At 69.4% G+C, this 26814-nt stretch carries 34 protein-coding genes; 24 read left to right on the top strand and 10 right to left on the bottom strand.

The window, feature by feature from the left end; translation table 11 throughout:
• Positions 1-101 precede the first annotated feature (101 nt).
• The 5 genes from rpsF to dnaB all read left to right on the top strand — a co-directional run bounded on the left by rpsF (position 102) and on the right by dnaB (position 3767).
• Entirely contained in the window at positions 102-485 is a 384-nt protein-coding gene (rpsF, locus tag ACZZ9K_RS10600; RefSeq protein WP_027466903.1) for a 30S ribosomal protein S6, read from the top strand.
• Positions 486-488: 3 nt separating this feature from the next.
• On the top strand, positions 489-1058 hold the full coding sequence (locus ACZZ9K_RS10595; RefSeq protein WP_027466902.1) for a single-stranded DNA-binding protein: 570 nt from the start codon (positions 489-491) through the stop codon (positions 1056-1058).
• 50 nt (positions 1059-1108) lie between these two features.
• Positions 1109-1366 carry a 30S ribosomal protein S18 gene (gene rpsR, locus ACZZ9K_RS10590; RefSeq protein WP_017887834.1) on the top strand — a complete coding sequence of 86 codons (258 nt, stop codon included), beginning with the start codon at positions 1109-1111 and terminating at the stop codon, positions 1364-1366.
• Between the two features lie 14 nt (positions 1367-1380).
• Complete coding sequence (rplI, locus tag ACZZ9K_RS10585; RefSeq protein WP_027466901.1) at positions 1381-1833, top strand: 50S ribosomal protein L9; 453 nt, start codon at positions 1381-1383, stop codon at positions 1831-1833.
• Positions 1834-2402: 569 nt separating this feature from the next.
• Entirely contained in the window at positions 2403-3767 is a 1365-nt protein-coding gene (dnaB, locus tag ACZZ9K_RS10580) for a replicative DNA helicase (RefSeq protein ID WP_027466900.1), read from the top strand.
• A gap of 615 nt (positions 3768-4382) precedes the next feature.
• Here the strand turns inward: dnaB and ACZZ9K_RS10575 are convergent.
• A complete protein-coding gene (locus ACZZ9K_RS10575; RefSeq protein ID WP_071278456.1) occupies positions 4383-5600 on the bottom strand; it encodes an FAD-dependent monooxygenase in 1218 nt (405 codons plus the stop codon).
• Between the two features lie 59 nt (positions 5601-5659).
• Here ACZZ9K_RS10575 and ACZZ9K_RS10570 point away from each other — a divergent pair, with 59 nt between their 5' ends.
• The gene (locus ACZZ9K_RS10570; protein ID WP_138802179.1) at positions 5660-6181 is read left to right on the top strand and encodes a MarR family winged helix-turn-helix transcriptional regulator; all 522 of its coding nucleotides are present in this window, start codon (positions 5660-5662) and stop codon (positions 6179-6181) included.
• 71 nt (positions 6182-6252) lie between these two features.
• Here the strand turns inward: ACZZ9K_RS10570 and ACZZ9K_RS10565 are convergent, their stop codons facing one another.
• The 7 genes from ACZZ9K_RS10565 to ACZZ9K_RS10535 form a co-directional block, all read right to left on the bottom strand.
• The gene (locus ACZZ9K_RS10565) at positions 6253-6807 is read right to left on the bottom strand and encodes a GNAT family N-acetyltransferase (RefSeq protein WP_463444013.1); all 555 of its coding nucleotides are present in this window, start codon (positions 6805-6807) and stop codon (positions 6253-6255) included.
• A 215-nt stretch (positions 6808-7022) separates the two neighbouring features.
• Positions 7023-7202 carry a hypothetical protein gene (locus tag ACZZ9K_RS10560; RefSeq protein WP_111057426.1) on the bottom strand — a complete coding sequence of 60 codons (180 nt, stop codon included), beginning with the start codon at positions 7200-7202 and terminating at the stop codon, positions 7023-7025.
• A gap of 82 nt (positions 7203-7284) precedes the next feature.
• Positions 7285-7506, bottom strand: coding sequence for a hypothetical protein (locus ACZZ9K_RS10555; protein ID WP_138802177.1), 222 nt, complete (start codon positions 7504-7506; stop codon positions 7285-7287).
• A 74-nt stretch (positions 7507-7580) separates the two neighbouring features.
• Complete coding sequence (locus ACZZ9K_RS10550; RefSeq protein ID WP_138802176.1) at positions 7581-8117, bottom strand: P-loop NTPase family protein; 537 nt, start codon at positions 8115-8117, stop codon at positions 7581-7583.
• 94 nt (positions 8118-8211) lie between these two features.
• Positions 8212-8538, bottom strand: a complete 327-nt coding sequence (locus ACZZ9K_RS10545) for a hypothetical protein (protein ID WP_138802175.1) — start codon at positions 8536-8538, stop codon at positions 8212-8214.
• Positions 8539-8596: 58 nt separating this feature from the next.
• Positions 8597-9040: a hypothetical protein gene (locus ACZZ9K_RS10540; protein WP_138802174.1), complete on the bottom strand. Its 444-nt coding sequence runs from the start codon at positions 9038-9040 to the stop codon at positions 8597-8599.
• Positions 9041-9362: 322 nt separating this feature from the next.
• Entirely contained in the window at positions 9363-9830 is a 468-nt protein-coding gene (locus ACZZ9K_RS10535; RefSeq protein WP_463444012.1) for a tetratricopeptide repeat protein, read from the bottom strand.
• An 81-nt stretch (positions 9831-9911) separates the two neighbouring features.
• Here ACZZ9K_RS10535 and ACZZ9K_RS10530 point away from each other — a divergent pair, with 81 nt between their 5' ends.
• The 4 genes from ACZZ9K_RS10530 (at position 9912) to ACZZ9K_RS10515 (ending at position 12457) form a co-directional block, all read left to right on the top strand.
• On the top strand, positions 9912-10382 hold the full coding sequence (locus ACZZ9K_RS10530) for a hypothetical protein (protein ID WP_138802172.1): 471 nt from the start codon (positions 9912-9914) through the stop codon (positions 10380-10382).
• A 55-nt stretch (positions 10383-10437) separates the two neighbouring features.
• Positions 10438-10857 (top strand): DoxX family protein, encoded by a 420-nt coding sequence (locus tag ACZZ9K_RS10525; RefSeq protein WP_071404117.1) that lies wholly within the window; start codon positions 10438-10440, stop codon positions 10855-10857.
• Between the two features lie 71 nt (positions 10858-10928).
• Positions 10929-11489 carry an MOSC domain-containing protein gene (locus tag ACZZ9K_RS10520; RefSeq protein ID WP_185974066.1) on the top strand — a complete coding sequence of 187 codons (561 nt, stop codon included), beginning with the start codon at positions 10929-10931 and terminating at the stop codon, positions 11487-11489.
• Positions 11489-12457 carry an NAD-dependent epimerase/dehydratase family protein gene (locus tag ACZZ9K_RS10515; protein WP_463444011.1) on the top strand — a complete coding sequence of 323 codons (969 nt, stop codon included), beginning with the start codon at positions 11489-11491 and terminating at the stop codon, positions 12455-12457. The genes ACZZ9K_RS10520 and ACZZ9K_RS10515 overlap by 1 nt, the downstream gene beginning before the upstream one ends.
• Positions 12458-12480: 23 nt before the next feature.
• Here ACZZ9K_RS10515 and ACZZ9K_RS10510 read toward each other — a convergent pair whose 3' ends face one another.
• Complete coding sequence (locus tag ACZZ9K_RS10510; RefSeq protein WP_463444010.1) at positions 12481-12927, bottom strand: MarR family winged helix-turn-helix transcriptional regulator; 447 nt, start codon at positions 12925-12927, stop codon at positions 12481-12483.
• A 175-nt stretch (positions 12928-13102) separates the two neighbouring features.
• Here ACZZ9K_RS10510 and ACZZ9K_RS10505 point away from each other — a divergent pair, with 175 nt between their 5' ends.
• The 4 genes from ACZZ9K_RS10505 to ACZZ9K_RS10490 all read left to right on the top strand — a co-directional run bounded on the left by ACZZ9K_RS10505 (position 13103) and on the right by ACZZ9K_RS10490 (position 16452).
• On the top strand, positions 13103-13756 hold the full coding sequence (locus tag ACZZ9K_RS10505) for a COG1361 family protein (RefSeq protein ID WP_111094114.1): 654 nt from the start codon (positions 13103-13105) through the stop codon (positions 13754-13756).
• 160 nt (positions 13757-13916) lie between these two features.
• Positions 13917-14801 carry a S26 family signal peptidase gene (locus ACZZ9K_RS10500; RefSeq protein WP_463444009.1) on the top strand — a complete coding sequence of 295 codons (885 nt, stop codon included), beginning with the start codon at positions 13917-13919 and terminating at the stop codon, positions 14799-14801.
• Positions 14798-15652: a LamG domain-containing protein gene (locus tag ACZZ9K_RS10495; RefSeq protein ID WP_463444008.1), complete on the top strand. Its 855-nt coding sequence runs from the start codon at positions 14798-14800 to the stop codon at positions 15650-15652. The genes ACZZ9K_RS10500 and ACZZ9K_RS10495 overlap by 4 nt, the downstream gene beginning before the upstream one ends.
• Before the next feature lie 230 nt (positions 15653-15882).
• On the top strand, positions 15883-16452 hold the full coding sequence (locus tag ACZZ9K_RS10490; protein ID WP_111056467.1) for a manganese efflux pump MntP: 570 nt from the start codon (positions 15883-15885) through the stop codon (positions 16450-16452).
• A gap of 82 nt (positions 16453-16534) precedes the next feature.
• Here ACZZ9K_RS10490 and ACZZ9K_RS10485 read toward each other — a convergent pair whose 3' ends face one another.
• The gene (locus ACZZ9K_RS10485) at positions 16535-16867 is read right to left on the bottom strand and encodes a DUF4190 domain-containing protein (protein ID WP_051597022.1); all 333 of its coding nucleotides are present in this window, start codon (positions 16865-16867) and stop codon (positions 16535-16537) included.
• An 87-nt stretch (positions 16868-16954) separates the two neighbouring features.
• Here ACZZ9K_RS10485 and ACZZ9K_RS10480 point away from each other — a divergent pair, with 87 nt between their 5' ends.
• From ACZZ9K_RS10480 to ACZZ9K_RS10435, 10 genes are all read left to right on the top strand, one after another.
• Positions 16955-17311, top strand: a complete 357-nt coding sequence (locus ACZZ9K_RS10480; RefSeq protein ID WP_463444007.1) for a hypothetical protein — start codon at positions 16955-16957, stop codon at positions 17309-17311.
• A gap of 113 nt (positions 17312-17424) precedes the next feature.
• The gene (locus ACZZ9K_RS10475) at positions 17425-18147 is read left to right on the top strand and encodes an SDR family NAD(P)-dependent oxidoreductase (RefSeq protein WP_463444006.1); all 723 of its coding nucleotides are present in this window, start codon (positions 17425-17427) and stop codon (positions 18145-18147) included.
• A gap of 96 nt (positions 18148-18243) precedes the next feature.
• Positions 18244-18936 carry a DUF6766 family protein gene (locus ACZZ9K_RS10470; protein ID WP_463444005.1) on the top strand — a complete coding sequence of 231 codons (693 nt, stop codon included), beginning with the start codon at positions 18244-18246 and terminating at the stop codon, positions 18934-18936.
• Positions 18937-19065: 129 nt separating this feature from the next.
• Entirely contained in the window at positions 19066-20409 is a 1344-nt protein-coding gene (locus ACZZ9K_RS10465; protein WP_463444004.1) for a sensor histidine kinase, read from the top strand.
• The gene (locus ACZZ9K_RS10460; RefSeq protein ID WP_209132482.1) at positions 20406-21050 is read left to right on the top strand and encodes a response regulator transcription factor; all 645 of its coding nucleotides are present in this window, start codon (positions 20406-20408) and stop codon (positions 21048-21050) included. The genes ACZZ9K_RS10465 and ACZZ9K_RS10460 overlap by 4 nt, the downstream gene beginning before the upstream one ends.
• A gap of 164 nt (positions 21051-21214) precedes the next feature.
• On the top strand, positions 21215-22225 hold the full coding sequence (locus ACZZ9K_RS10455) for a LacI family DNA-binding transcriptional regulator (protein ID WP_111056473.1): 1011 nt from the start codon (positions 21215-21217) through the stop codon (positions 22223-22225).
• 134 nt (positions 22226-22359) lie between these two features.
• On the top strand, positions 22360-23625 hold the full coding sequence (locus ACZZ9K_RS10450; protein ID WP_463444003.1) for an ABC transporter substrate-binding protein: 1266 nt from the start codon (positions 22360-22362) through the stop codon (positions 23623-23625).
• A gap of 25 nt (positions 23626-23650) precedes the next feature.
• The gene (locus ACZZ9K_RS10445) at positions 23651-24604 is read left to right on the top strand and encodes a carbohydrate ABC transporter permease (RefSeq protein WP_035809298.1); all 954 of its coding nucleotides are present in this window, start codon (positions 23651-23653) and stop codon (positions 24602-24604) included.
• A complete protein-coding gene (locus tag ACZZ9K_RS10440) occupies positions 24601-25473 on the top strand; it encodes a carbohydrate ABC transporter permease (protein ID WP_071404106.1) in 873 nt (290 codons plus the stop codon). Before ACZZ9K_RS10445 ends, ACZZ9K_RS10440 begins: the two co-directional genes overlap by 4 nt.
• A gap of 53 nt (positions 25474-25526) precedes the next feature.
• Positions 25527-26804 carry a family 1 glycosylhydrolase gene (locus ACZZ9K_RS10435; protein WP_463444002.1) on the top strand — a complete coding sequence of 426 codons (1278 nt, stop codon included), beginning with the start codon at positions 25527-25529 and terminating at the stop codon, positions 26802-26804.
• Positions 26805-26814: the final 10 nt, after the last annotated feature.

Genomic DNA, 26814 nt, shown 5'->3' with positions numbered 1-26814 from the left:
AGGTTGCCCCTCGCGCACCTGCGTGGTCTGGGGCACATGCATCAACCCTCCTGCCCCGGGAACCGCCCGGGGCCGCTGAGACCAGAGGAGGTGGGTTCCGCATGCACCAGTACGAACTGATGGCGATCCTCGACCCCGAGATCGATGAGCGCACCGTCGCTCCCAGCCTGGACAAGTTCCTGGCCGTGATCCGCAACGCGGGTGGCACCGTCGACAACGTGGACGTCTGGGGCCGTCGCCGGCTCGCTTACGAGATCGCGAAGAAGTCCGAGGGCATCTACGCCGTCGTCGACTTCACGTCGTCGCCCGAGGCCGCCAAGGAGCTCGACCGTCAGCTCGGTCTCTCCGAGGCCGTGCTCCGCACGAAGGTCCTCCGCGCTGAAGAGGGCATCGCGCAGGTCGCCGCCCAGAAGCAGCGTGACGAGGCGCGCGCGGCCCGCAAGGCCGCCAACGCCTCCGCGACCGCGACCGCGAGCGCCGAGTAACCCGTGGCCGGCGAAACCGTCATCACGGTGGTGGGCAACCTCACCGCGGACCCCGAGCTGCGGTACACGCAGAACGGGCTCGCCGTGGCGAACTTCACCATCGCGTCGACCCCTCGCACGTTCGACCGTCAGGCGAACGAGTGGAAGGACGGCGATGCGCTGTTCCTCCGCGCGAGTGTGTGGCGCGAGTTCGCCGAGCACGTGGCGGGGTCGCTGACGAAGGGCTCGCGCGTCATCGCGCAGGGTCGTCTGCGTCAGCGTTCCTACCAGGACCGTGAGGGCCAGCAGCGCACGAGCATCGAGCTCGAGGTCGACGAGATCGGCCCGTCGCTCCGCTACGCGACCGCACAGATCACCCGCGCAGCGGGTGGCAGTGGCGGCGGTCGTGGCCAGGTCGGCGGCGGCGCCAGCGCCCCCGCGGGCAACGGCGGCGGCAACTGGAACAACAACGGTGGCGGTCAGTCGGACGCGCCGTGGTCTCCCCAGGGCGGCCAGCAGGGTGGCGGCAACGCACAGTCGAACGACGTGTGGAGCACCCCCGGCGGCAACTTCGACGACGAGACCCCGTTCTGATCCTCAGCGTTCCGACGGACACACAACTTTTCTTCTAAGGACAAATCACTATGGCTGGAAAGAGCACCGGCGACCGCCGGAAGCCTCGCGGCAAGGGCGGCAAGAACGCTGCTCCCGCGAAGTCGATCAAGGTCGGCGTCATCGACTACAAGGACGTTGCGACCCTTCGCAAGTTCATCTCGGAGCGTGGAAAGATCCGCGCCCGTCGCATCACCGGCGTCTCCGTCCAGGAGCAGCGCCTCATCGCCCGTGCCGTGAAGAACGCCCGTGAGATGGCGCTCCTCCCCTACGCCGGCTCCGGCCGCTGATCGGAGGTCGACACATGTCGAAGCTCATCCTCACCCACGAGGTCTCCGGCCTCGGTTCCGCTGGTGACGTCGTCGACGTCAAGAACGGCTACGCCCGCAACTACCTCATCCCCCAGGGCTTCGCTGTCGCGTGGTCCAAGGGCGGCGAGAAGCAGGTCGAGTCGATCCGTGCCGCGCGTACCGCGCGCGAGCTCGCCACCATCGAAGAGGCACAGGACCTCAAGATGAAGCTCGAGAACGCGACCATCACCCTGTCGGTCAAGGCCGGCAAGGACGGTCGTCTGTTCGGCTCCGTCCGTCCGGGCGACGTCGCTGACGCCGTCCAGGCGCAGGGCGTCGGCTCGCTCGACAAGCGCAAGGTCGAGGTCCCCGCGACCATCAAGACCGTCGGTGACCACGAGGCCACCGTGCGCCTGCGCGAGGACATCACTGCCGTGATCTCGCTCAAGGTCGTCGCTGCCAAGTAGCACTGATGTTCCGCTCCACGACGGGCGGGTCTCCTCCGGGAGGCCCGCCCGTCGTTGCGTTCCGGGGGCGGTCGCGCGGCTTGTCCCACGGCTGTCGCCGACATGGTCACGGGCCTGGAGGCGCGGCTCGACTCGGGCTGGCCGGTTACGGTTCAGACGGGGTCACGCTGGCTGGGAACGGGCCGGGAACTCTCCCCACAGGAGGGGTGCTTGTCAAGTCGTTTTACACAGTGGAAACGTGTCAAATCGGAACCTTCAAGGGGTACTTGAACCCCACTTTTCCACACACGGTGTGCAACAGAAAACCCCAGGTCAAGTGGTCGAAAGTGTGTTCGTACGCCGCTTTTTCCACAGGCTCGTCCACAGTTCTCCACACAGCGTTCCGGCGTGTTCCGCAGCCTCTCCACAGAGTTATCCACAGGGCCGTTTGTTGGGGATAACTCTGGGGCCGTAGCTTGGGCGAGCGACTCGGGGATGTCGGTCGCCGGGGGTAGAAACAGGGGTGCGGGTTCCGGCCGGTGGGTGCTGTCCCGCCGGTTCAGGTCCGTGTCGTCAACAGAGGAGAGCGTGTGTCGATCGCACATCTTGAGCCCGCACCGCAGGACTACGCGGACCGCGGCATGGAACGCACCCCGCCGCACGACATGCTCGCGGAGCAGTCGACCATCGGTGGCATGCTCCTGTCGAAGGACGCCGTCGCCGACGTCATCGAGACCGCCCGCGGTGTGGACTTCTACGTCCCCAAGCACGAGGTCATCTTCGACGCGATCCTGTCGCTCTACTCGCACGGTGAACCCACCGACGTCATCGCCGTCACCGACGAGCTGACCAAGACCGGGCTGCTGTCCCGTGCCGGCGGCGCCGAGTACCTGCACAGCGTCACGAGCATGGTGCCGACCGCCGCGAACGCCGGCTACTACGCCGGCATCGTCGCCGAGAAGGCCGTGCTCCGTCGTCTGGTCGACGCCGGTACCCGGATCGTGCAGATGGGCTACGCGTCAGAGGGTGAAGTCACCGACCTCGTCAACAGCGCGCAGGCCGAGGTCTACAACGTCGCCGGTGGTGTGCAGACCGAGGACTACGTCCCGCTGACCGACGCCATCTCCGCCGCGCTCGACGAGATCGAGGCCGCCAAGGGCCGCGACGGCCAGATGACGGGCGTGCCGACCGGGTTCGCGCAGCTCGACGGCCTGACGAACGGCTTCCACCCCGGACAGCTCATCATCGTCGCCGCCCGCCCCGCCCTGGGCAAGTCGACGCTCGCGCTCGACCTGTGCCGCGCCGCCGCGATCAAGCACGACCAGACCGCCGCCTTCTTCTCGCTCGAGATGGGTCGCGCCGAGATCGCGATGCGTCTGCTCTCCGCCGAGACCAGCGTGCCGCTGCAGAACATGCGCAAGGGCACCGTGGACTCCCGCGACTGGACCACCATCGCCCAGACCCGCGGTCGCATCAACGACGCCCCGTTCTTCATCGACGACTCCCCCAACATGACGCTCGTCGAGATCCGCGCCAAGTGCCGTCGACTCAAGCAGCAGCACAACCTGAAGCTCGTGGTCATCGACTACCTGCAGCTGATGACCTCGGGCAAGAAGGTCGAGAGCCGCCAGCAAGAGGTCTCCGAGTTCTCGCGTGCCCTGAAGCTGATGGCCAAGGAGCTCCAGGTGCCCGTCATCGCCCTGTCGCAGCTGAACCGTGGTCCGGAGCAGCGTGCCGACAAGAAGCCGGCGATCTCCGACCTTCGTGAGTCCGGCTCCATCGAGCAGGACGCCGACATGGTCATCCTGCTGCACCGTGAGTCGGCGTACGAGAAGGACAACCCGCGTCAGGGTGAGGCGGACCTGATCGTGGCGAAGCACCGTAACGGACCGACGGACACCATCACCGTGGCGTTCCACGGGATGTTCTCGCGGTTCGTCGACATGCCGCAGTAGGGGGTTTGTTGTGTCGTCCGCCAGCTGACTTGTCCGACTGCCAACCAACGTGTCTGAAAGACGGACGTGGACACGATGTTTGGCAGTACGGACGGGCCACGCTGACTAGGGGTCGGCTCGGTCTTCGTGCGTCGCGAGGCGTCCGTATGGCGTGCGGGAAGTGAGATAGTTCGCGGACCACCTATGTGAGACGGGTTCCCCCCGGAGCAGGGCCGTAGGAGTCCGGAGCAGCTTGCGAGCACCCGTGGTCCACTGGAGGACCGGCTACCGGACAAGGCGACCGTCGCGGGGTGATGAACGCTGATAATGCCATGCCGCGAAGTAACGGTCGCCCCCGGCGAGCCTTGAACCGACGACCCGACGGGATGCCGGTTGGAGTGGCAGTTCCACTCCTCCTGCACCGTCGAGATACTTGGGCCTTAGCTTTCGACGGGATGCTCCCAGTCCGCCTGCCCAGTGGGATTCAACGAGCTACACTCACTTCGTGTCGTCGACCCCGGACCGGGTCGCTGCTCAGCGCGCGCCCGTTCTTCGGCTCGCGGCAGTTCAACGCACTCGTCGCCGGATAGGCCACGAACTCTTCGTTGAGCATCGTTGGTCGTGCTGGACGGCTGTTCACTCCAGGTGCGCGTAGTCCGGCAGGTCGATTGCCTCGGCCGGCGGGGTGGCGAAGCGGGCGCCGAGGCGCCCGACGAGGGGCAGCGACGCCACGCGGACGGCGGTGCCGAAGGCCGCGATCCCGAGCCGGGACCTCGGGTTCGCGATCCGCGGTGTGCCCGGCGGCAGCTGCTGCGCCTTCGCGACGTACGGGCGCATGATGCGCTCGTATGCGCGCAGGGCGTCGCGGTGGTGGACGTGGGCGGCGAGTTCCCCGGCGAGGACGTAGGCGCCGGTGAGCGAGAGGCTCGTGCCCATCCCGCTCACCGGCGACGCGCAGTACGCGGCGTCCCCGACGAGCACCACCCGGCCGTCCGACCAGCGCGGGGCGTGGACCTGTCCGATCGCCTCGGAGTAGAGGTCCTCGGAGTGGTCGAACCCCGCGAGGACCCGCTCCGCCTCCCACCCGGCGTCGCCGAACACCGCGTGCAGGCGGCTGCGCACCGCATCGAGGTCGCCGCGCTCGGAACCGGCTCGCTCCCGCTGCCGGTCCGTCACGACCGACATCGCCGCGCGGATGGTCCCGTGCTGGTCGGGGCGGAGGGTGATCGACCGGCCACCCGGTGCGTTGTACCAGCGCCACCAGTCGTCGTCCGCCGCGGTCCGGGGGATCGTGCCGTACGTCGTCTCGAGCCCGAGCGAACGGATCTCCGGCTCGTCGCCGAACACCAGCCGACGGGTGCTCGAGCCGATGCCGTCCGCCGCGACCACCAGATCGAACCGGTCGTCCGGGCCGTGCTCGAACCCCACGGTCACGCCGTTGTCGTCCTGGTCGATGCGGGTGATCCGGTCACCGTAGCGGTACTCGGTGGCGTCGGACGTCCCGTCGACGAGGAGCCGCGCGAGGTCACCGCGCAGGACCTCGAGCTCGGCGGTGGCCCCGCCGGAGTCCGAGGTCCCCGCCGGGAACGCCGCGATCGTCCGGCCGCTCGGACCGATGAACCGGGTGCCGACCTCGCCCGTCGTGGCGGCGCGGATGTCGTCCTCGATGCCCATCCGGCGCGCGACCTCACGCCCGGCTCCGCGCACGTCGACGTTTTGCCCGCCGGTGCGGAGGGACGGCGCCCGCTCGACGACGACCGTCTCGAACGAGAAGCGGTGGAGCCAGTGGGCGAGCGCCGGGCCGGCGATGCTCGCGCCGGAGATGAGCACGCGGCCGCGGGTGTGATCGGTCATTGTCCCTCACATCGTTGATTACCAATGAGATTGGCAATGTACACGACTACCATGGTGACGTGCCGAACCACGACCAGCACCCAGCGACCGATCGCTCCGACGACCGGCAGGACCGCCACGACCGGGCGACGGCGCGACGCGACGGGCGATCACTCCCCGACGACGACATCCGGTCCCGCGTGCAGCAGGTCAGTGTCCGGCAGCAGCGCTTCGAGCGGCACCTCGCCGCGGCACTGTCGGTCGACGCTGCGGGGCTCGAGGCGATGGACCACCTCATCGCGACCGGGCCGGCCACCCCGACCGAGCTCGCGCGTCGGCTCGAGATCTCGACCGCCGCGATGACGCTCGTCTTGAATCGGCTCGAGGGCGCCGGGCACGTCCGGCGAGAGCGGCACCCGAGCGACGGACGCAAGCTCGTCGTCACGGCGGCGGAGCGCTCTTCGGACCGTGCGTACGACCTCGTGCTGCCGCTAATCGAGGGCATCGAGTGCATCGTCGACGACCTGGACCCCGCGGAGCGTGCGACGGTCCAGACCTTCCTCGACCGGCTGATCGGGGTCTACGACGGGGTAAGCGGCTAGGGCTGTGCGCTCGCGGTCCCTGCAGAGGCCTGTCGCCGACGTGGGCTCGCAATGCTCCCCGAGGGTGCGCGTCACTTGAGTTGGTCGAACATCTTGTCGCCGTTCGCCGAAGCTCCGGCGGTCTCGCTAGCCGATCGGCTACCGGGACCCGTCCTGTTGCATCTGAACGACCAACGGGCGAACCAGGATGAGAGTGGGTCCGGGCCAGTCAAGTCCGTCGTGCTCTTCCAACGGCACAAAGCCGACGCTGCGGTAGAACGCCGTGTTTGCGCGTACGGCTCGTTCTCAAAGGACGGCCCGACCGTGTGCACCGACAGCAGGGTGCAACCATCAACCGCTAACCGTGACGCGATGCGCTCGACGAGCAACCGCCCGACACCGGTCCCGCGAGCCTCTGGATGCACCGCGATGAGGTGCAGCTCGGCGGCCTCGCGGAAGTGACGTCGTGTCAGTGCAGCGCCGATAACCCCGTCAGGGGCAACAGCGAGCAGGCTCCCGTAGTCGTCGTTCTCCGCCGCCGCTACGTAGTTGTCGATGGCGTCGACGTCACCAAACCATTCGGGTAGCGCCTCGAGAGTCCGGCGCACGTCCTTAGCGCTGCGGTGCTCCACGAGTTCGATTCCCATATGTTGAAGGTTGGCATACGAGTCGGCGCGGTGCGTCCGGAGGTGCATCGGCTACCGGGACGCGATCACGACACAGAGCGCAGCGAGAAAGGCGACACAGAGCGAAGCTGCTCACATCCATCAACCCAGGACCGAGCGGGTTCGGTTTGAAGTCGCAAGTGTCCGGCTGACGATCGCCTACCGGACGGCCGTGGGCTCGCTGGCCCTTGAGAGCGTCAGAAGTACATGCGCCCCCGCGCGATGTCAGCCTCGGCCTGCCGAAGGGCCTCCGCGACTTCGGGGTCAGTCCCCTCGAACTTCGCCGCCCGAGAGCCAAAGTTCGTGTAGTGGTGCATGACGAACCACAGCACGAGGAGCACCGCCAAGACCAAGCCGGTTCCGATCCACCACCACATGCGGGCAGCGTAAGTGCGACCAACCGCGGAGGCAAGCAAAGCGATGCTCCGTTGAAGGATCCTCGAGCGGGCACCTGACTCGTCAGCACCTGATGAGTCCGACGACCAGCGTTACTGCTGCAACGAGGCCTCCGAGGAAGAATCCGAATCCGATGAACCGCGTCAGCTCCGGAGTGATCTGGCGTCCCCAAAACTCGCCTTCGACCTTCCTCGCAAAGCGGGCGATCGGGTTCGGGAAAAGCACGAGGGCACAGCCCCAGGCGACACAGATCACCGCTCCGACCGCAAGGAAGAGGACACCCACGTCCCGGACCGTACCGGATAACTGGCCGAGATGAGCGCTCGGCGTTTCGGCAGAGGATCGGTTGTCGGACAGCGTCATCGGCTTCGACGGGCCAGCCCGTTGCGGCGGTAGAAGGTCTCCGAGGCAGCGCGGTCCGACAGGAACACCTTCGGCCCCTCGAACTCGTCGAAGGCATGCCGATAACGGAGCCGGTTCCTCCTGGCCGGCCCGAGCATGAAGCGCAACATCTCGACGCGGACTCGGTCACGAGTGCCTTCCAAGCGTCCAGCACGGTCGGGCTCGAAGAAGGTGCGCCGAAAGTAGCGGACGATGCCCACGGCGGTCGAGACATCCAGCAGCACCAGACCGGTTGCTCGCCGCAACCGGGCTGGCAACCAACGCGAATAGTTGCCCTCGATGACCCACTGATCGGTGCTCATCGCTTCGTTGTGCATGGACTCGAAATCGAGGTCCGGTCGCTCGCGCCAGTCTGTTCCGGGTAGGTGTCGGTACTGGTCCAGGTGCACGACCGGCAGCGAGCGGGCTCGGCCGACAGCGGCCGCAAGGGTCGACTTGCCACTGTTGGACGGCCCGAGAATGCAGATCCGTTGACCGAGCTCGTCGAGGTCCATCGTGCGAGTCTCACAGGCACACGCAGAGATGTCGGGTCACTCGGGAGAGGAGACCGTTGATGGACCGTTTGCCGGTCAGGCAGGCAGGTACTGACTAGGCCAGGTCACTTGGCTCGCGAAGCTCACCCCAGGCGAACGTGGTCTCTGCGAGGAAGTCCTGAAGATCACCTTGGACAGACAACACCATCTCTCGGGTGCCTTGAGCCAGCTGCAACGATCCGGAGCCCCCGTCCTCGCCAAACACCGCCCAGCGAAGCCAGGTTGAGCCGCTCTCGATGATGTCGGAGTCGAAGAGCTCGTGCCCGTCGGTGATCTGCTCGACCCGTACCGTGAGCGTTTTCCGTTCACGGGGAGTGAGCATGGAGTCGAACATGGGGTCGAGTAGCCGCATCAGATCCGCCACGGACAGCAAGGTGCTCACGCGGTCACCATGACGCTGCCCATCCGGTAGCCGATCACCTACGGGGCGCCTTCATCGTTCAGGAGAGAGGGCTGAGCACAACGCAGCCGGTTCCAGCGTCGACGCGCACGACTGGCAGACCGTCTCCATGTCCCTCGGCTCGAACGACGACGTCCTTGCCTACTGCTGAACTCACCAGCCGAAACAAGCGAACAAGCCCGTTGACGGCCTCGTCATCGATCAGCTCCCGAAGGTCGAAGTCGAACTCGATGGGGGCTCCCCAGTCGAAGAAGAAATTGACCTGGACGCCGTCGGTCGGCCAGACGGAATAGCTTTCTCCTTCATCACCTCCACGGCGCTCCTCAACACGGATCCACGGCGCGCTCGTGAGGGCGTCACGCAACGTGTCGATGTCAGCCTCCAGGGAGCCGATCACCTCAGCATCAGGAAGGACCATCGGCTCCAAGCCGTCAGCTTCACGGAAAGCCTTCCGGAGAGCCTCTGCCGTGACCTCACCATTCACGACTCGAACCTCTCAGCTGAGCCCGGCGGGCGCAACGTCCCTGTGAGGGATCTAGTGAGACGTGTGCTTTCGTGAGCCGTCGGCGGAAGGCATCGATGCCATCGCCGCTGGCCACAGCGCATCAGCCGCGGGGCCCCTGGTTCCGCCAGCATCTTGCTCTGGCGAAGCGTGTTGACCTCGATTTCTTCTGCATGGTGTTCCCCTACAGACCGATAGCTCCCCGTGAGACCAGCGCTTCGAAGCCAACCAAGGGTCAGAAGCAGGGACAGGAACCCTTCGAGCGCTCGAAGCTCAATCCGGTAGCACGCCACTCCGGCTGTGATCACCCGCGGTCCATACGAGCGCGCGCGACCGCCAAGCCTTGCTCTGCCGATGCGAGGAGCACCGGGTGGGCTGTCCGTCGGAGTTCGACGGCACGCTGGAAGTCCTCGACTGCACGTTCCGTTTCACCGTTAGCGAGGAGGGCCTTGCCGCGGTGCTGCCGCATCACGGCCTCGCGTGCCGTACCCACGCACTCTGCGACGAGCACGTCGTACTCGCTCACGGCATGAGCGGTGTCCCCGAGGTCGCGATGGCAATCGGCAGCAAGCGCCCGTACCCGCGGAGTCTGCTGGAGCACCCCGAGCATCTGAAGAGCAGCGCCGGCGTTCCCGGTCCACAGCAATTCGATCGGCTCGGCGAGGGGATCCTCAGCGAGGCCGGCTCGGAAGGCCTCCAGGTCGGTGACGACGGGGCGGAGGTCAGCAGCTCTGATGATCCAACCTGGTCCGCCAGGGACATCGTCCTCCACGTGTTCAGGGTAGGTGCACGTTGTTCCCGCCCACTCGACACGTCGACGTGTTAGGTTGTGCACAACCTAATGGAGCACAACGTGAAACTGACCAGCTGGATCGACCTCGTCACCGGCGTCCTGCTCGCCGGGCACGGCTTCGCCACGGTTCGCCGCACCCCGCTGCGCGCCAGGGCCCAGCAGATGCAGCGCCGGGGCTTCGAGCCGGGCGTTCCACACGCACTCGGCATCCCGGCTCTGGAACTCCTGTCCGGGTTCGGACTCGTTGCTGCAGCGGTCCGTCGTGCGCCCGGGGGCGACCTGATCGGCACCGGCGCCACCATCGCGGCGACCGCTCTCGGCGGGACCCGGCTCGTGATCGACCTCGAAGACCGGCAGGCGACGACCACGACCGGTGCTGCCGGGGCACTCGCACTCGTCGGCGCACTGCGACTGGCCGCCTCGACCCGCGGCCGTCCGGCCGCCCGGATCCTCACGCTCGGTGCCGCCGCTGTCGCGATCACGTTCGAGGCCGCACGCCGACGCCGAGTCCTCCGCAGCCGCAGCCGCTGACCTCGGCGCCCCCACTCCACCGAACCCCACCACGACCGTGAAAGGCACCACCCCGATGGCAACCCGCACCCCCGCAGTCCGCTCCACCCGCCCCCGGACCATCGTCCGCATCCTGTTCGGCGCGCTGCTCACCTGGGCCGGCATCAGCCACCTGACGGTGGCACGTGAGGAGTTCCAGGCGCAGGTGCCGAAGTTCGTGCCGCTGCCGACCGACGTCACGGTCATCGCCTCCGGCGTGGTGGAGATCTCCCTCGGAGCTGCGCTGATGCTCCTGGCTCGGCGTCAGGTGACGGTCGGGTGGGTCGTCGCGGTGTTCTTCCTGGCGGTCTTCCCCGGCAACATTGCGCAGTGGATGCACCACCGCGACGGGTTCGGCCTGGACACCGACACCAAGCGCTTCGTCCGCCTGCTGTTCCAGCCCGTGCTCATCGCCGTCTCCCTGTGGGCCACGAACGCGCTGCGCAAGCGCCGCTGAACCGGCCTGCGCGAGCGCCGCTGATCGGCGCTGCACTCGCGCGGCCGCGACCATGGGGCAGAATCGGCCCCATGAGCGGGGACGACATGGACCAGCCGCGCGTGGTCGCGGTGAGCAAGGACGGCGAGCACCGGTTCAGCAAGCCGTTGGTCGACGCGGTGACGCTCGTGGCGGGGTGGGGCATCGAGGGTGATGCCCACGCCGGCACGACCGTGCAGCACCGCTCCCGGGTCGCCCGGGACCCCTCGCAGCCGAACCTGCGTCAGGTCCACCTGCTGCACGCCGAGCTGTTCGACGAGGTCGCCGAGGCAGGGTTCAGCGTCGAGCCGGGCCAGATGGGCGAGAACGTGACGACCAGCGGCGTCGATCTGCTCGGACTGCCCGAGGGGGCGGTGCTGCACCTCGGTGACGACGCCTCCGTACGGGTAACCGGCCTGCGGAACCCGTGCCAGCAGATCAACGGCTTCGAGCCGGGACTCCTCCGTGCCGTGCTGGGGCGCGCCGAGGACGGCACGGTCGAGCGCAAGGGCGGCGTGATGAGCGTCGTGCTCAGCGGTGGCACGGTCCGGCCGGGCGACCGCATCCGGGTCGAGCTCCCGGACGGCGAACGACGACCCCTCCAGCCCGTCTGATGCCGCAGCGCGTGCGACGCGTCCTGGTACTCGGCGGCACCGGTTGGCTCGGACGGAAGATCGTCGACGAGCTGTTGGCCGAGGGCGCCGACGTCACCTGCCTCGCCCGGGGCACCACCGGCAGCGTCCCCGAGGGAGCGCGCTTCGTCCAGGCGGATCGAACCCTGGCCGGCGCGTACGCACAGGCCACCGGCGACTGGGACGAGGTCATCGAGCTCGCCAGCGCCCCCGGACTCGTCGCCCCGGCGCTCGATGCCCTCGCCGACCGGGCCGCGCACTGGACCCTGGTGTCGACGGTCTCGGTGTACGCAGAGAACGACGAGCCGGGCGCCGATGAGTCCGCTCGGCTGGTGGAGCCGAGGGACCCGTCCGCCTACGCCGACGCGAAGGTCCTCGCCGAACGCGCCACCCGGCTCCGGCTCGGGTCGCGGCTGCTCGTCGCGCGACCGGGGCTGATCGTCGGACCTGGCGACCCCAGTGACCGGTTCGGGTACTGGCCGGCTCGGTTCGACCGCGGTGGGCCGGTGCTGGTGCCGACGACGGCGGAGCGGTTCGTCCAGGTGATCGACGTCGCAGACCTCGCCGCCTGGCTCGTCCGTGCCGGGCGCGACGGGTTCGTCGGCACGGTCAACGCCGTGGGCGCTCCGACGCCGATGCAGGACTTCTTCCGGTGCGTGGCCGAGGTCACCGGCTTCGACGACGAGCTGGTCGCGGTCGACGACGACCTCCTGCTTGCGCACGACGTGGCCTACTGGGCCGGACCGCGATCACTCCCCCTGTGGATCCCGGTGTCGGAGGCCGGGTTCGCGCAGCGCTCCGCGGTGGCGTTCACGGACGCCGGCGGGGTGACCCGACCCCTCCGGGACACCGTCGTGCGGGTGCTCGAGGACGAGCGTGCCCGCGGGACGGATCGGGAACGCCGTGCCGGCCTCACCGCGACAGCGGAACGGGCGATCCACACCGGGTAGACGCGCGGTCCGCACGAGCGAGATCAGGTCGCAGCGGCAGCCTGCTCGTACAGACTCGTCGCCAGGTCGTTGAGCACCTCGTGCAGTTCGCCCTTGTGCGCCCCGTCGACGGCCCGGAGCATCGCTGCGTACCGCTCCTGGTAGTCCGACACGACGACATGGCCCGGGGGCAGCAGCCGCAGCAGTGAGCCCCGGCGATCGGCCGGGTTCGGTGCGCGCTCGAGCAGGCCGGCGGTGCTCATCCGGTCGATCATGTTCGTCACCGCGCCCGAGGTCAGCCCCAGGTACCCGGCGACCTCGGTCGGCGTGGAGTACCCGGTGTCACTGATGAGCACCAGGGCGCGGAGGGCGTTCTCGTGCACGCCCGCCCGGGCGCTGAGCTGACTCACCAGGCTGGCGTTCGCACGCACGACGGCGGTGAACGCGGCCATGAGATCGGCGTCGTCGTCGTCGTTCGGTGCTGCTGCCACGAGGGCCTTCTTCCGTGTCGGGGACCGGGGGACAAGGTGCGTCCCCCGCACTGGGGTGAGTATACGAGTGGTCAACTTGGTGAATCACTGACTATCTTAACCATTGAAGCAAAACAGCCCGAAGGTCTTGCTTCCCCCGACTTCCTGCAACCACCACCGAACGAAGAGGTACCCCGTGTCCACCAAGCTCCGCACCTCCGCACTGAAGCGGATCCGCTTCGCCCCCGTGGCACTCCTCGCGGGTATCTTCGCCGCCGTCCTGCTCTCCCTCTCGCTCACCGGCACCCTCTCCGGGTTCGCCGCGAGCATCACCAACAGCAGCAACACCGCCGGCAGCGGCACGCTGATCATGCAGGAGCAGAACGCCGGCGCGACCGTCACCTGCCTCAGCACCGACGGCGGCTCGGTCTCGACGAACTCGGCGACCTGCTCGACGATCAACAAGTTCGGCGGCAGCACGACGATGACCCCGGGCAACACGGTCAACACCGCGATCTCGATCAAGAACACCGGCACCGCGAACGCCAGCACCTTCACGCTGAACCCGGGCACCACGTGCACCCAGTCGGCGAACGGCTCGGCCAACGGCACCGCGACCGACCTCTGCGCCAAGATGAACCTCGTCGTCACCTCCGGTTCGACCACGGTGTTCAGCGGCACCCTCGCCAGCTTCAAGGGTGCGGCGGCGTCGGCCTTCACGATGCCGCAGGCTCCGGCCGCCGGCGCGAGCGTCCCGTTCAACTTCGCGGTGACCCTGGACTCCTCGGCCGGCAACACCTACCAGGGCCTCGCCGCCTCGGTCCCGATGACCTGGACCTTCACGGCCTGATCCAGCCTGATCCGGCCTGATCCGCCCTGATCCGCCCCCATCACCCCTCCCCCAGACCGGCGACGCTCGGCCGACCCCCCTCCGGCCGAGCGTCGCCACCCCGGCAAGACCAGCAAGACCAGCCCGACCAGCCCCACCTCGACCTCCCGGAGCAGAGCCCATGAGCCAGACCGCAGCGATCCCGCTCAGCGGCATGCTCGACCGCCCGGTCCTCCGCGGCCGTCAGGTCACCCGCTCCGAGACGGTCCTCGCCTGGTCGGTCGCCGCGATCGCAGCACTGCTGCTCACCGCGGCCGTCCTGTTCCTCTCCGCAGGCGGCCGCTGGTTCGTCGTCGAGACCCCCTCGATGGGCGAAGCCGCCCCGGTCGGCACCCTCGTGCTCGACCTGCCGGTGGACGTCGCCACGCTCAGCGTCGGCGACATCGTCTCGTTCGAGACCTCCGCCAACCCGGACGTCGTCTACACGCACCGCATCGTCTCGATCGACGCGGACGGCGGGATCCACACCCGCGGTGACATCAACGGCGCGACGGACCCGTGGACGCTCACCCAGGCCGATGTGATCGGCACCCCCGCGCTCCTGGTCCCGCGCATCGGCTGGCTGCTCCGTGCCGCCCCGATCCTGCTCATCGGCACGCTGATCATCCTGACCCTGACCAGCGCGTTCACCGACCGGGTGACCCGTTCCTGCCTGCGGATCGCGGGCAGCGCCCTCACCGTCTCGTACGCGGCGTTCGTGTTCAAGCCGTTCGTCAACGTGACGACGATCACGAACACCTCGAGCCCGACGGGTGTCGAGGCCACCGTGATCTCGTCGGGGATCTTCCCGGTCCGCGTCGACGCCCACGGCGGCAACAGCGTCCACCTGGTCGACGGCGAGATGGGCCGGGTCGTGATCCACGAGCTGACGAAGAACGGGCACTACCAGCTCATGTCGAACATCGACCTCGACCCCCTGGGTTGGGTCGCCCTGATCGCCGTGTGCCTCGTGCCGCTCGTGGCGTGCCTGGCGGTCGGCCGCGTCGAGGCGGTGCGTCCCTCGTGATCCTCCGTCGTCTGCGCGACGGTCGCGTCGTCGCCGTCCTCCTCGTGGTCGCCCTGGCCGTCGTCGTCCTGCTGAACCAGTTCGCCCCGACCCGCTCGGCGTACACCGCCCGCGTGACCAACAGCGCGAACATGGCGGCGACCGCCCCGTACTTCACGTGCACGGGCGCAGTCGGCGCCGACACCGCGAACGCCTTGTTCGCCTACCGCCTGACCGAGGCTTCTGGCTCGAAGACGGCCACCGACTGGTCGGGTCGCGGCGCGAACGGCACCTACCAGGGCGCCATGACCGCGACCACGCCGAGCCCGAACGCCTGCCCGCGTGACAGCGGGAGCGCCTACGCGCTCAACGGGTCCACGAGCTACGTCTCCACCCCGCGCTCGTACGCCAACCCGACGACCTTCAGCGAGGAGGTCTGGTTCCGCACCACGGTCGCCGGCGGCATGCTCATCGGCTTCGGCAGCAGCCAGACCGGAGCGTCGAGCCAGCACGACCGGAAGCTCTACCTGACCACGACCGGCCAGCTCGCGTTCGGCACCTACAACGGCGCCACCCAGGTCATCACGTCGCCGACGGCTGTCAACGACGGTGCCTGGCACCACACCGTCGCCACGATGTCGCCCACCAACGGCATGCGCCTGTACGTCGACGGCACGCTCGTCGCGTCGAACGCGGCCTTCAAGAACCCCGAGAACTTCACCGGGTACTTCCGCGTCGGCTACGACGTCGTCAGCGGGTGGCCGGGTTCCACGAACAACCCGTACTTCACCGGCTCGATGCGGTACGCCGCCGTCTACGGCACGGAACTGACGGCCAGTCAGGTCGCCGCGCACGCGGCCGCCGGTTCCTGACGCACTGACTGCCGGACTGGAGGCGCGTGGCCGTGCCCGCCACGGGCCTCCAGTCCGTCCCCTGGTCACGTCGACGACGTGGGCCGGGTTGGCGGCCCGGGCCCACCAACCCGCGGATTCGGGCCGACGAATCCCGCTGATCAGGCCTTTTCGTGCCCCGGGCCGTGCCAGGATCGTCAGGTCCTGAGACGTCGGAGTCTCCATCCGACCGTCTCGAAAGGCGCCACCCCATGTCCTTCTGGGCCCTGTTCCTCATCGCGCTCGGCGTCTCCGCGGACGCCTTCGCCGTGGCCCTCGGCAAGGGCCTGCACATGAAGCGCTTCGACGTGCGGCACGCGATCGTGATCGCGCTCACGTTCGGGGTGTTCCAGGCGGTGATGCCGTTGCTCGGCTGGCTGCTCGGGTCGGCGTTCGCGCAGTACATCGCGGCCTTCGACCACTGGGTCGCGTTCGGGCTGCTCGCGCTGATCGGCGGGAAGATGCTGTGGGAGGCGTTCTCGAAGCACGAGGACACCGAGCAGGACACCGATCGGCTGCCGATCCGGGAGCTCCTCGTGCTGGCGGTCGCGACCAGCATCGACGCCCTGGCGGTCGGCGTCACCCTGGCGTTCCTGCCCGTCTCGATCGGCGGCGCGGTGCTGCTCATCGGGATCACGACCGCGGTGCTGTCGTTCGTCGGGGTCCTGGTCGGTCGCCGTGTCGGTGCCCGCTTCGGCAAGCCGGCGGAGATCGCGGGTGGTGTCGTCCTGATCCTGATCGGTCTGAACATCGTGCTGGAGCACACCGGCGTCATCGGCTGAGGCCGCGGTCCGGAACCGACCCCGGACGAACGGGAGGCCCGTGGCGAGCTGCCACGGGCCTCCGGTCTGGTGCTGGTGGGCGTCAGTAGCCGCCCGTGGTGCTGGTGGGGGTGTTCGCGAGGACCGTGACCACGAAGATGATCCAGAAGATGCCGAACACGAGCGACAGGGCGCTGATGATGACGCCGGCGAGGGCCAGGCCGCGGCCGCGCTCCCCGGTCTTCTTGATCTGCGAGAGCGCGATGATGGACACCACGAGGCCTGCGATGTTCACCACGAAGGCCAGGACGAACCCGACGATCGCCATGACGTTGAAGCGGTCGGACGACGGCTGCATCGGAGCGCCGTAGGGCTGCCCTCCGGCGGCGTAGGGGTTCGGGTTCTGCTGGTTGTACTGGGGCGTGCCGTCACTCATGGCGCCGCGTCCTCTCTGATCAGGGAATGTCTACACAGGAAACGTACAGGACCAGCGGGCCGCGATGTGCGGTGGGATCATCGGGGCATGGGATGGCTGCGCCGACACCTGCTGCACGGCGGCCGGTACGACGAGCGGGACCGACGTGACCAGCTCCGGCGGTACGTGGTCCGCGGCGACCGGCTGGTCGCGTTCCTCACCGAGCACGACGATCCCCACGTCGTGCGGGTGCAGGAGCGTGTGGACCGTGCGCGTGTGCTGCTCGAACACGGATGGGATCGTGCGGACCTGCTCGCGGTCGCCGTGCCGGTGTGGGCACCGTGGCCGAACGGCAAGGGACGTGATGCGGGGGCGCCTGCTCCGGAGTACGCCGACCGGGCGGACGGGTTGATCGAGGACCTGAACGCCGTGGCGCTCGAGCTGCGGGCCGTCGCCGAGGTGTGACGGGGGCCGTGACCGGACGGGAGGCCCGTGGCGGACCCGCACCGTGCCTCCCGTCCGCTCGTTCCCGGTCCACCTGCCGGACCGGCCGCAGCCGTCGGGCGCATGATGGGCGGATGGCACGCATCCTCGTCACCGGATCCACCGACGGCCTCGGGCGGGGGACCGCCGACTCGCTGCTCCGCGGCGGACACGACGTCGTCGTCCACGCGCGCAACCGGGCCCGCGCCGAGGCGGTCGCCGACCTGGTGGAGCGCGGCGCCGAACTCGTCGTCGCCGACCTGGCGGACCGCGACGCCGTGATCGCCACCGCCCGGGAGCTCGACGCCGGCACCCCGCTCGACGCCGTCGTGCACAACGCCGGCGTGATCTCCGGCCGTTCCCTGGTGCCCGTCAACGTCGTGGCGCCCTACCTGTTCACCGCGTTGCTCCGCTCGCCGGGGCGGCACGTGTACCTGAGCAGCGGGATGCACCGGGGCGGCCGTCCGCGCCTGGACACCGTCGACTGGACCGGCGCTTCGGAGACGAACTCGTACTCCGACACGAAGCTGGTCGTGACGGCGCTCGCCGCCGAGGTGCCGCTCCGACGCCCGGGCGTGCTGAGCAACGCCGTCGACCCGGGCTGGGTGGCGACCAAGATGGGCGGGGCCGGCGCTCCGGACGACTTCGAGCTCGGACACCGCACGCAGGAGACGCTCGCGACCGACCCGGACCAAACCGCGACGGGTGGTTACTGGTTCCACGGGGAGCGGCAGGAGCCGCACCCGGCGGTCGCCGACCAGCGGTTCCGCACCGAACTGCTCGACGCGCTCGCGACGGCCACCGGCGTCACGCTCTGAGTCGCTGACGGACCGGCGCGACCGGTCGGGTGCTCCTGCGAAGCCGTTCGTGGCGTCCGGACCAGGATGGGTTCGACGCGACGAACGGAGGACCCGGTGACCCTCGGCCTGCACGACGGAACGAGTGGGTGGCAGCGTGTGCGACGGCACGGCCTGCTCCTCGCGAACGTCGCCGTCTTCGTCGTGTGCTTCGTCGGCATGGTGTTCGCCGGGTGGCGGGTGTCCGCGGCGGACGCACTCCAGCACGGTGAGGCGGCCGTGTCGCTCTGGGGCTTCCTGACGAGCGGCGACTTCGCCGAGGCCACCTTCGAGAACTGGGAGAGCGAGTTCCTGCAGATGGGCGCGTACATCGTGTTCACGGTGTTCCTGTTCCAGAAGGGGTCGAGCGAGTCCGAGCCCCTGGATGAACAGAGCCCGCAGGACGAGGACCCCCGGGAGCACGCCGACGACCCGAAGGCCCCGTGGCCGGTGCGCCGGGGCGGGATCGTGCTCGTGCTGTACGAGAACTCCCTGCTGATCCTGTTCGCGGTGCTGTTCCTCGGCAGTGTCGTGGGGCACCTGATCGGTGGTGCGGCGGCCTACAACGAGGAGCAGCTCGAACACGGCGGCGATGTCGTCACGGCGTGGGGCTACCTGGGCACGAGCCAGTTCTGGTTCGAGTCGATGCAGAACTGGCAGTCGGAGTTCCTGGTCATCTCGGTGATGGTGATCGCCACCGTGTCCCTGCGGCAACGAGGGTCGAGCCAGTCGAAGCCCGTGGCCGCACCGACGGAGCAGACCGGCGCCTGAGCGGACCCGGCTGACGACGATCGCGGGGTTTCCCCACCGACCACGGGGGGCAGCACCGGTGTGCGGGCGGACCCCCGCGGCGAGGCTGGTGTCGGGCAATAAGCTCGTCACCGACACGAAGAGGTCCGCATGTACACCGCCGTCGCCACCCCGGGCGCACCCACCACCGTCCCCCGGTTCCGACCGTTCCGAGCCGTCGCCGACGGCAGCACCTGGCGGGCCTTCGCGTTCCACGCCGCGCACCTGCCGATCGCGATCGCCGCGCTGGCCTGGTTCGTCGTGGTGCTGGCCGTCGGCATCCCGGTGTCGCTGACCTGGGTCGGCCTGGTCGTCGCCGCGTTCCTGCTCGGTGGGTCGCACTGGTTCGCCGCGGTCACCCGCCGGATGTCCGCCGCGCTGCTCGGGCAGGTCGTCGTCGCCCCGGCACCGCCCCGTGCGGGTTCGACGCCGCTCGGCACCGCGTTCGCCCGGCTGTCGGACGGCCCCACCTGGCGGGCGTTCGCGTACCTGCTCGCGGGGTTCGTGCTGACCACCACCACGTTCGCCGTCTCGACCGCTGTGCTCGTGAGCGGTCTGGGCGCGATGACCCACGCGGCGTGGGGGCACTTCCTGCCGGCGCAGCGGGGCGCGGACGGCGAGCTCCACAGCGGTGCGCAGTTCCTCGGCGTGTACGTCGACACCCCGCCGCTGCAGGTCGCGTTCGCGGTGCTCGGCCTGCTCATCGTGCTGTTCCTCTGGCCCGCGGTGAACCACGGGCTCGCGGCACTGCAGCGTGTGGTCATCCGCGCCCTGCTCGGTGCCACCGCCCGCGACCTGCGGCTCCGCCAGGTCACGGCCTCGCGCGACGCCGCCGTGCTCGACGCCGACACCACCCTGCGCCGCATCGAGCGGGAGCTGCACGACGGCACCCAGGCCCGGCTCGTCGGCCTGGCGATGACCCTGGGCGACGCCCGCGACCGCCTGCAGACCGGCGCCGACCCGGACGCGGTCACCGCGCTGGTCGACCGGGCGCACGCGTCGACGAAAGAGGCGCTGGTCGAGCTCCGCGCCCTGGCCCGCGGCATCCACCCGCCCGTCCTCGACGAGGGACTCGAGGCCGCGCTGACCTCGGCGTGCTCCCGGACCCCGTTCCCCGTCACGCTGTCGGTGGACCTGCCCGTCCGGCCGTCCCGCGTCGTCGAGGGGATCGCGTACTTCGGGGTGCTCGAGCTGCTGACGAACGTGTCGAAGCACGCCGGAGCCTCGGCCACCGCCGTCCGGGTCGGCATGCTCGGCACCGACCTGCTCGTCGAGGTCGAGGACGACGGCCACGGCGGGGCACACGTCGCGCTCGGCACCCCCGACGGTCACGGCACCGGTCTGGCCGGGGTGCTCGAACGGCTGCGCGCCGTGGACGGGGACCTGCAGGTGGACAGCCCCGCCGGCGGCCCGACCCGCATCCGGATGCGCATGCCGAGCGGAGCCGAACGGTGAGGATCGTCGTCGCCGACGACAACACGATCGTGCGCGAGGGGCTGACGTCCCTGCTGCGTGGTCGCGGGCACGAGGTCGTGCCGGTGTCGGACGGCGACGCCGCGGTGGCCGCCGTCGCGCACGGCGTGGTCGACGTCGTGGTGATGGACATCCGGATGCCGCCGACCCACACCGACGAGGGGGTCCGCGCGGCCATGCGGGTGAAGGACGTCCGGCCCGACGTCGGGGTGCTCCTGTTCTCGCAGTACGCCGAGGCGCAGTGGGCGCGGGCGCTGCTCGACGTCGCCACCGTCGGCGTCGGGTACCTGCTGAAGGACCAGGTCGCCGAGGTCGGCACCTTCATCGACTCGCTGCACCAGGTCGCCGCGGGCAACGTCGTGCTCGACCCCGAGGTGGCTGCCGCACTGGTCCAGGCGCCGCGTGCCACGAGCGGTCCGCTCGACTCGCTCACCGCCCGCGAGACCGACGTGCTGCGCCTGATGGCCGAGGGTCGGTCGAACGCCGCGATCGCGGACACGCTGTTCCTGTCCGGTGGGACCGTCGAGAAGCACGTCACCGCGGTCTTCACCAAGCTCGGGCTCGAGGCGACGCCGAACGAGAACCGGCGGGTGCTCGCGGTCCTGCGGTTCCTGGCGGACTGAGCGGGGCCCTGGACGGGCGACCGACCGGACAGGAGGCCCGTGGCGGACCCGCCACGGGCCTCCCGTCCGGTCCGCACCACGCTGGTGCGGTAGGTTCCTGCCGAACGCAGTCCGCACGTGAGAGGGGGCGCCCGATGGCGCAGGGGCACCGCTCTCCGCCCACGATGAGCGACGTCGCCGCCGTGGCGGGTGTCTCGAAGAAGACCGTCTCGAACGTGCTGTCCGGCTACGAACACGTCTCCGTCCGCACGCGCGACCGTGTGATGGCCGCCGTCGACGAGCTCGGCTACGAGCTCAACGTCTCGGCCCGGAACTTCCGCGCCGGACGCTCCAAGGTGCTCGGGCTCGCGGTGCCGGAACTGCGGCAGGCGTACTTCGCCGAACTCGCCGACGCCGTCATCCGCGCTGCCGGAGCCGTGGGCTACACGGTGCTCATCGAGCAGACCGCGAGCGGCGTGCGCGAGGCGGACGCGATCACCCGGATGCGCGAGCACTCCATCGACGGCATCATCTACAGCCCGCTGACCGTCCGGCCGAGCGACGCCGCCGCGCTCGAGGTGAAGTTCCCCCTGGTCGTGCTCGGTGAGCCGATCCCGGACGCCCCCGTGCCGTTCATCGCCATGTCGAACGCGGACGCGCTGCGGGACGCGACCGCGCACCTGCTCGACGCCGGTCGGCGGTCGATCGCCTTCATCGGCTCCGACCCGTCGGGCCCCGTGCGCACGGCGCAGGAGCGACTGCGGGGCTACCGCGAGGCGCTCGACGACCACGGCGTGCCGTTCGCACCCGAGCGGGTGGTGCCGACCGCGCTGTGGCACCGGGCCGAGGGGGCGGCGGCTGCGCGGCAACTCCTCGACGCCGGCGTGCCGGTCGACGGGATCGTCTGCTGCAACGACGCGCTGGCGCTCGGGGCGATGAGTGCCCTGCAGCTCGCGGGCCGGACCGTGCCGGACGACGTCGCGGTCGTCGGGTTCGACGACATCGAGGAGTCGGCGTACTCGACCCCGGCGCTGACCACGGTGTCGGCCGACCTGGACCGCGTCGCGGCGACGGCGGTCGGGGTCCTCGTCGCCCAGCTCGAGGAGGGCGCCCCGGCGACACCGGGGGTGCTGCGCTCGCCGCACGCACTCGTCGTCCGGGCGTCGTCCGGACCGTTGCGCTCGGTCTCCGCCTGACCCGCTGACCACGGGTGCTCCCCGACCCCTTGACCGGGTGGTCGAGCACCGGCTACTGTCCACATTTACACCGGTGTAAATCCGGCATGGACGAGGTCCGCACACCGACGTGCCGGACGGATGGCAGGTTTTCGATGAAGAAGCACATCGCGGTCGTCGCGCTCGCAGCAGCGGCGTCGCTCTCCCTCGCCGGGTGCGCCGGCTCCCCCGGGTCGTCGGGTGACGGCGGCCACGTCGACCTGACGTTCTGGCACGGCTACACCGAGGCCGACGGCAAGGTCCTGGACGGCATCGTCAAGGACTTCAACGCCTCGCAGGACAAGGTCACCATCACGACCCAGACGAAGACCTGGGCCGTGATCGACGACACGATGCTCCCCGCCCTGTCCGCCAAGAAGGGCCCGGACCTCGTCGCGATGACCTCCGACCGGCTGCCCGTCTACGCGCAGAAGAAGGCGCTGGTCGACCTCAGCGACTTCTACGCCGACGACGCCAACAACACCGCGGACCTGAAGGAACAGGCCGTCGCGATGGAGCGGGTCGACGGCAAGGAGTACGGGGTGCCGAGCGGGTTCGTCCCGCTCTCCGTGATCTACAACAAGAAGCTGTTCGCAGCGGCCGGCATCGACTCCTTCCCGACCACCTGGGACGAGTGGGTCGCCGACGCGAAGAAGCTCACGAAGGACGAGAACGGCGACGGCACCCCCGAGCAGTACGGTCTCGTGCTGCCGGACCACCAGACCGTCGGCAACGGCATCTGGCCGAGCCTGTTCGCCGGCAACGGCGGATCGATCACGAACGAGGCGGGCACGAAGTCCACCATCGACTCCGCCGCGAACGCCGAGACGCTCGAGTACTGGGCGAAGGCGGTGCGCGACGACAAGATCTCGCCGACCGGTGTCGACGGCATCGCCGCGGACAAGCTCTTCACCGCCGGCAAGACCGCCATGGAGATCGGCGGCCCCTGGATGGCCGGCGTCGCCGAGGCCTCGGACATCGACTACGGCATCGCCGCGATCCCGGCGGGCCCCGAAGCGCAGGTCGCCTCGGCCATCGGCATCTCGCTCGGTGTGACGGCCCAGACCGACGACACGAAGCAGGCCGCGGCCGAGCGGTTCCTGCGCTACTTCAACGAGCAGTCCGTCGCGACGAAGTGGGCCCTCGGGTCCGGCTGGCCGCCGCTCCGCACCGACGTCACCGCCGCGGACGTCGACGAGAACCCGACCGTCGCGACGCTCACCGGGCTGCCGGGCACCACGATCCCGCTCCTGCCCGGCGTGGTCGACAGCGCTGACGTGCTCACCGCCGTGGACACCGCGACCCAGAAGGCGATGGCGGGCGGGGACCCCGGATCGCTCCTCGCCACCGCCGACGCCGACGTGCAGTCGGCCCTGAAGTAGCAGCAGCGGCCCTCGGAGGACCCTCGTGACCACGCAGCAACTCGGCCGACGCCGTCGGTACCGACCACCGGGCCAGCTCGGCGGACGATCGCCCCTGAACGGCACGTTCCGCCGCCGCGCCACCATCGTCGGGTTCCTCGCACCCGCGATCGTCATCCTCGGGGCGTTCGTGCTCTGGCCGATGCTCTCGGCGCTCCGGCTGTCGTTCACCGACGCCAGCGGGTTCGGCGACCCGTCGTTCATCGGGTTCGCGAACTACGTCCGGGTCTTCACCGACCCCGACGTCCTGCGGTCCATCGGCAACACCGCGCTCTACTCGGTGCTCTTCACCCCCGTCGCGATCGTCGTCGCCCTGGTGCTCGCCCTCGTGCTGAACCACCCGGCCCTGCCGTTCCGCGGGTTCTTCCGGTCGGCGTTGTTCCTGCCGTTCATCGTGTCCCTGGCCGTCGCCGCGTTCGCGTGGTCGTACCTGCTCGACCCGCAGATCGGCCTGCTGAACCACTGGCTGCAGCTCGTCGGCATCCGGCTCGGCAACGTGCTGCAGGACCCGACGCTCGCGATGCCCACCGTGGTGCTCGTGGCCGTGTGGAAGAACTTCGGCTTCTACATGGTGATCTTCCTGGCCGGGCTGCAGGAGATCCCCACGAGCCTGTACGAGGCAGCGCAGCTCGACGGAGCGAACGGCCGCCAGCGGTTCGCGAACGTCACCTTCCCGATGCTGAGCAACACGATGGCGTTCGTCGTGATCGTCGCCCTCATCGCCGCACTGCAGGCGTTCGACCAGATCTACGTCCTGACCGGCGGTGGTCCGTACCGGTCGACCGAGACGATCGTCATGCAGATCTACCAGTCCGGTTTCAAGGACCTCGACCTCGGGTTCGCGAGCGCCCTGGCGTACGTGCTCCTCATCGCGACCCTGCTGCTCAGCCTCGTGCAGTTCCTGTTCTTCGGGAAGCGCGGAGAGGACACCGCATCATGACCGCGCTCCCCCGTCCCGCGACCGTCGTCCGACGCAGCACCGTGGCCCGTCGACAGCCGTCGATGCGCTGGCTCGGCTTCGCAGCCGTGGCCGTCGTGACCCTGGCGGTGCTGCTCCCCGTGCTCGTGATCGTGTTCACGGCGTTCAAACCGGCGAGCGAGGTCAACGCCTACCCGCCGACGCTGTTCCCGCACACCTGGACGCTCGACAACTTCCGGGCGATCTTCACGCAGCTGCCGTTCGGGCGGCTCATCCTGAACAGCTTCGCCTTCGCCGGCGGTGTGACGGTGTTCGCGCTGGCGTTCGACGCGCTCGCCGCCTACGCCCTGGCACGGCTCGACTTCCGGGGCAGCAAGGTGCTGCTCATCGTGATCGTCGCCAGCCTGATGATCCCGTTCCAGGCGACGCTCATCCCGATCTACCAACTGGTGTCCGACCTCGGGTGGGTGAACACGTTCGCGGGGCTCATCGCTCCTCGGGCGGCCGACGCCTTCGGGATCTTCTTCCTGCGGCAGTTCTTCGTGTCGCTGCCCCGCGACCTGGACAACGCGGCGCGGATCGACGGGGCCTCGGAGTGGCGGATCTTCCGGAGCGTCGTCCTGCCGAACGCCGTCCCCGCCCTGCTCACCCTCGGCATCTTCACCTTCGTCAACAACTGGAACGACCTGCTCTGGCCGCTGGTGTTCACCACCGACCAGGACATGGGGACCATCACGTCCGGCCTCACCCTGCTGACCGGACCCGGCGGGATCATCCCGCAGGGCGTGATGATGGCCGGCGCCCTGATCGCCGTGCTGCCCCTCGCCGTCATGTTCCTGCTCGTGCAACGCCGCTTCATCGAGAGCGTCGCCAGCACCGGGCTCAAGTGACGACGACCCCGCACGAGCCCGGAGCGGCCGTGCCCACCACGAAACGAGACACCATGCACTGGTCCGACGACGGCAGGCTGCACTTCGCCCTGGGCATCGAGGACACCTTCGTCCCGCAGGCCCGACCGGGTGAACGTCCCATCGACGAGTACGAGCTCACCGACCACTACCGGCAGTACGCCGCCGACCTCGGGCTGGCGGTCGACGTCGGCGCCGAACTCCTGCGCTGGGGCGTCCCCTGGTACCGCGTCGCCCCCGAGCCCGGCGTCTGGGACTGGTCGTGGGTCGACGACGTCATGGCGCGGTTCCGCGAGACCGGCCTGCGGCCCGTGGTCGACCTGCTGCACTACGGCACACCGCTCTGGCTCGACGGGCAGTTCGCCCACCCCGACTACCCGGCGCACGTCACCGAGTACGCCGCCCGGTTCGCGGCGCGGTACGGCGACGTCGCCACCGACTACACGCCCGTCAACGAGCCCGTCATCCACGCCCTGTTCTCGGGTGAGTACGGGTACTGGCCCCCGTACCTGACCGGCGCCGAGGGGTCGGCCCGGATCGCCTCCGCCCTGGCCAAGGGGTTCGTCTCGACGCAGCACGCGATCACCCGCGAACTCGGAGACGCCGCCACCTTCGTGCACGTGGACGCCGGCATCCGGTACGTCGGAGACGTCGACGCCCCGGAACACCGCGACACGGTCGCCCGCCTGCGCGCCCAGACGTTCCTGGTCGAGGACCTGGTCACCGGGGGCGTCGACGACGCGCACCCCCTGGTCGGGCGGCTCCGGTCCGGGGGCGTCACCGACGCCGACCTCGACTGGTTCCGGCAGCACGCGGTCCGGCCCGACGTGATGGGCGTCAACTACTACCCGCTGCACTCCACCGAGGTGTTCGAGGCGGGGGTGCACCACGGCGGCGGGTTCGCCGACCCGCGCCCCTACGAGGACACCGGGGTCGAGGGGCTCCGCGACGTGCTCACCACCTACGCCGAGCGCTACGGTGCCCCGGTCATGCTCACGGAGACGTGCGTCACCGGTTCGGTCGAGGAGCGCATCGGCTGGCTGGACGCGTCGGTCACGGCCGTGCGGGAGCTCCGCGACGAGGGGGTGCCGGTCGTCGGCTACACCTGGTGGCCGCTGTTCGACATGTACGAGTGGACCTGGCGGCACACGGACGCCCCTCGCCAGGAGCACCTGCTCACGATGGGCCTCTTCGACCTCGTCGAGGACGGCGCCGGCGGCCTCGACCGTCGTCGCAACCCGGTCGCCGACGCGTTCGCCGCGCACACGCGACAGGAACGGGCCGTGGCAGCGGCCCTGTCCGCGACCCCGTGACGGACGGGAG

The sequence above is a fragment of the Curtobacterium sp. AC268 genome, assembly GCF_979258745.1.
The sequence above is the reverse complement of the archived record's forward strand: the minus strand, read 5'-3'. Positions and strand labels throughout refer to the sequence as shown.